The following is a 2,671-nucleotide window of genomic DNA, read 5'->3' as shown; positions in this document are numbered from 1 at the left end:
CCGCCGCCGTGGCAGTGCATGTCGATGAAGCCCGGTACCACAACGCAATCCGCGAACTCGATGTCGGCGTGCACCGGCCCGGTTCCGCACTCGGCGATCCGCCCGTCGGCCACCGAGACCCAGCCGGGCCGGCAGACCCGGCCGTCGAGCACCACGGCGCCGGCGGAGATCACGGTCACGTCGGCGCCCCGATCTCAGCCGACGTCGGCTCTTCGGCGGGCCAGCGGCCGCCGTTCTCCCAGAAATGCCGGATGTCCTCGAGTTGCCGGCCCTTGGTCTCCGGCGCGTAGCGGTACACGAACGCCAGGCTCAACAGCGCCAGCACCCCGAACACGGCGAACGTCCCGGCGCCGCCCAGCGAGGTGAGCATGGTCAAAAACACCCCGGCGACAATCGCATTGGCCACCAGGTTCGAGGTCAGCATCGCCGACGATCCCATCGACCGCAGCCGCGCCGGCAGGGCCTCCCCGGCGTAGACCCACACCAGCGAACCGAACCCGAAGGTGTAGCCGGCGGTGAACAGCAGCACCCCGCCGAACTTGAGCGCCGCCAGCGCATCACCGAACGCCGGGCCGGCCGCGAACACCGCGATCAGCAGCGCGTTGGCGACGACCATCGTGGCGATCCCCGACAGCAGGATGGGACGACGGCCCACCCGGTCGATGATCGCCAGCGAGACGAACATCGCGGCCAGCGCGGCCACCTGCACCAGCGCCGGCAGGATCAGCAGCGCGAAATCGCCTTCGAAACCCATCTTTTCGAACAGCCGGGGGCTGTAGTAGACGATCGCGTTGATTCCGGTGATCTGGATGAAGAACCCCAGCGTCACCACGAACACCGTCGCCCGCAGATACGGCGGCCGCAGCATCTCGCGCAGCACCCCGACCCCGCTGCGGCGTTCCTCCTGCAGCGTCCGGCCGATCTCGGCGAGTTCGCGCTGGGCGGCCTCGATGTTCGGTTCGATGCGGCGCAGGGCGCGGTACGCGTCGTCGACCCGGCCCTTGAGCAGATACCAGCGGGCGGTGTCGGGGATGCGGGCCAGCAGCAGCGTCACCAGCACGGCGGGTACCGCGGCCAGCCCCAGCATCGCCCGCCAGTTGCCGGTCCCGGCCAGCAGGTAGGCGAACAGGTAGCCGGCGATGATCCCGACCACGGTGGCCACCCCGTAGGTGACCAGCAGCGCGCCGCGGGCAGCGGCCGGCGCCGACTCGGCCACGAACACCGGCACCACCACCACCGACACCCCGATGGTGACACCGAGCAGCAGCCGGGCCACGGTCAGCATCGACACCGACGTCGACGCCGCCCCCAGCAGCGCAAACACCGCGTAGCCCAGCGCCACCGAGACCATCGAGCGCTTGCGCCCGATCGCGTTGGCCAGCCACCCGGCGGCCAGGGCGCCGGCGATCTCGCCGATCACCGTCGCGGTGGCCACCATCTCCTGCTGGGCGGCGGTCAGCCCGAAGTCGGCCTCGATGAACAGCAGCGCGCCGGCGATGTTGGACAGGTCGTAGCCGTAGATCACGCCGACACTGGCGGCAGCCACCCCGACCAGCAGTGCCAGAGGCGAGGATCGGCGCAGTTCCCCGATTCGGCCCACCTAGCTCACCGTAGGGGATGGGATCAGCGCACACCCCGATCGGCCAGGGCGGCATATGTTATGCCCCGGCTCAACCCGATCGCGATCAGCAGCAGCCCGGAGAACCCGCCGAAGGCCCGTAGCGCCTTCACCACGTCGAGGCCCGGCCCGGCCGGCGGTTCAGCGCGCGCGCACCCATGATGAGCGCGAACACGATGATCGTGCCGAAGATGCTCACCCCGACCCGCACCGGCACCGTGTCGCCGGCCGGCGCCAGCACCATCGCCTGCGGGCTGGGCCCGTCGGCGGGTGCCCGGGCGACCAGCGAGGGGTCGGGTTCGATCAGGGTGCCGACCCGGGTGCCGGGCGGGGTGGCGAAGCCGTAGTCGAGCAGCTGCGCGGCCTGCTGCCACGGCGGGATCGGCTGCCGGGTGCCGCGCAGCAGCACCGCCACCAGCCGGCGGCCGTCGCGGGTGGCCGCGCCCACGAACGTCTGCCCGGCGTCGTCGGTGTAGCCGGTCTTGCCGCCGAGGGCGCCCGGGTAGTTGTAGAGCAGCTGGTTGTCGTTCTCCAAGGTGTAGCCGGGCACGTCGCCGTAGCCGGGGAACGCGAAGTTCCGCGTGGCGACGATGTCGGCGAACACCGGGTTGTTCCAGGCGTAGCGGTAGAACAGCGCGATGTCGTAGGCCGAGGTGCTCATGCCCGGCCCGTCGAGCCCGGACGGGGTGGCGGCGCGGGTGTCGCGGCCGCCCAGCCTGGCGGCCAGCGCGTTGATCTTGTGCAGCGCCGTGTCCATGCCGCCGAGCTCGGTTGCCAAGGCGTGAGCGGCGTCGTTGCCCGACCCCATCAGCAGGCCGTGCAGCAACTGGTTGACGGTGAAGTCGCCGCCGGGGCCCACGCCGACACGGGTGCCTTCGGCGTTGGCGTCCTCCTGGGTGCCGGGGACGACCTTGGCCAGGTCCAGCTCGTTGATCGCCGCCATCGCGGTCAGCACCTTGATGACGCTGGCGGGCCGGTGCCGGCCGTGCGGGTCGCGGGCGGCGATCACCGCCCCGCTGTCCATGTCGGCCACCAACCACGACTCGGCGGAGA

Annotated in this window: 2 protein-coding genes and 1 pseudogene; all 3 read right to left on the bottom strand. The window is 71.3% G+C overall.

The genetic code is table 11. From position 1 onward, the window contains the following. Positions 1–179: pseudogene (locus DQP56_RS25465) on the bottom strand (N-acetylglucosamine-6-phosphate deacetylase); the annotation flags it as partial. Next, the gene (locus tag DQP56_RS23700; protein ID WP_435673907.1) at positions 176–1,582 is read right to left on the bottom strand and encodes a sugar porter family MFS transporter; all 1,407 of its coding nucleotides are present in this window, start codon (positions 1,580–1,582) and stop codon (positions 176–178) included. The pseudogene DQP56_RS25465 and the gene DQP56_RS23700, both read right to left, overlap by 4 nt. Positions 1,583–1,727: 145 nt before the next feature. Next, the coding region (locus tag DQP56_RS23695) for a D-alanyl-D-alanine carboxypeptidase family protein (protein WP_133259029.1) at positions 1,728–2,671 on the bottom strand (944 nt) is incomplete at its 5' end.

The sequence above is a fragment of the Mycolicibacter senuensis genome, from assembly GCF_003284925.1.
GTDB lineage: Bacteria > Actinomycetota > Actinomycetes > Mycobacteriales > Mycobacteriaceae > Mycobacterium > Mycobacterium algericum_A.
The sequence above is the reverse complement of the archived record's forward strand: the minus strand, read 5'-3'. Positions and strand labels throughout refer to the sequence as shown.